Below are 1,371 nucleotides of genomic sequence, written 5' to 3'. Positions count from 1 at the left end.
CGGCGGACGAGCAGACGTTCTCGGCGAGCGCCTGCTGGCAGGCAGCCTCGACGGCGTCGAGACCGTCGGACAGCACCGTCGTCAGGATCGCCACCATCTGCCGGTCACCATCGTCGGCGGCCTTCAGCCTGCGCCGCACCCGCTCCATTCCCGGCGGCAGCTCCCAGCCCTGGAACGGCGCACCATTGCGCAGCGCGCCGGGCTTGCGGGCCAGAACCGGAACGTAATGCCATGGATCGTAGATCGTCTGGTTGCGGCCGAACGAGCGGGCATGTTCGCCCACGATCGTGCCGTCCTGGCGGATGACGATGCGATCGGCATAGGCATGGATCTCGACAGGCCGGCCGACCGCGGTCGACAGCACCGAGTATTTGTTGTTGTCGAAGCGCACGGTGCAGGTCTTCGACACCGAGGCGGGAACGGTGTGGAATCCGTCGAAGGGACCGCGATACTCGACCAGCTTGCTGCGTTCCTCCTCGAACACGTCCCAGATGGTGCGCTCCGGCTGGTCGACATGGCGATGGGCCTTGGCATAGGCCACGCACTTGTCGAGCAGCCAGGCGTTGAGCTCCTCGTAGCTCTTGAAGCGCAGCCTAGGCGTGAAGAAGCGCTCGCGCACAAGACCGACCTGGTTCTCGACCTGACCCTTCTCCCAGCCCGACGCCGGCGTGCAGGCGACAGGCTGGACCAGATAATGGCTGCACATCTGCAGGAAGCGGCGATTATATTGCCGCTCCTTGCCGACGAAGACCGTCTCCACCGCCGTCTTCATGTTGTCGTAGATGCCGCGCGTGCAGGCGCCGCCGAAGAAGGCGAAGGCCCGGTCGTGGGCGTCGAACACCATCTCCTGCGTCTCGCGCGGATAGGCCCTGACGAACATCATGCGGCTGTGGCAGAGCCGGACATGGGCGACCTTCACGGTCACGGTGACGCCGCTGATCAGGACGATCTCGTGGCTCCAGTCGAACTGGTAGGCGTCGCCCGGGGGATAGAACAGCGGCACGTGGGCCTCGGCCATTGCCGCACCGCGAGCCTTCTCCCGGCCCTTGGCGTAGCGCCGGATCGCGTCGTAGCTGCCCTCGTAGCCCAGCGCCCGCAGTTCCTCATAGATGCGGATCAGCGTCAGCCGCTCGCGCTTCTGCTTCGCGTCGTTGCCGTCCAGCAGGGCATCGAGCTGCATCTGCCATGGGCCGATCTTCGGCTTCGGCTGGTGCTGACGCTCATACCGGAACTCGGTCGCATCGGAACGAAGCACCTTGCGGACCACCTTCCGTGATATCCGCAACTCACGGCAGATCTCCTTGATCGACTTCCCCTGAACCAGCGACAGCCGACGTATCTTCGCAATCGTCTCCACGACCAACATCCAAA

At 64.8% G+C, this 1,371-nt stretch carries 1 protein-coding gene; it reads right to left on the bottom strand.

Annotated elements, in window-relative coordinates; genetic code table 11:
- Nucleotides 1-1,366 (bottom strand): IS21 family transposase (istA, locus tag BGO80_RS19390; protein ID WP_286723115.1); only part of this gene is annotated, 1,366 nt, incomplete at its 3' end.
- Nucleotides 1,367-1,371 lie beyond the last annotated feature (5 nt).

Origin of the sequence: Devosia sp. 63-57, from assembly GCF_001899045.1 — a bacterium.
Classification (GTDB): domain Bacteria; phylum Pseudomonadota; class Alphaproteobacteria; order Rhizobiales; family Devosiaceae; genus Devosia; species Devosia equisanguinis.
The sequence above is the reverse complement of the archived record's forward strand: the minus strand, read 5'-3'. Positions and strand labels throughout refer to the sequence as shown.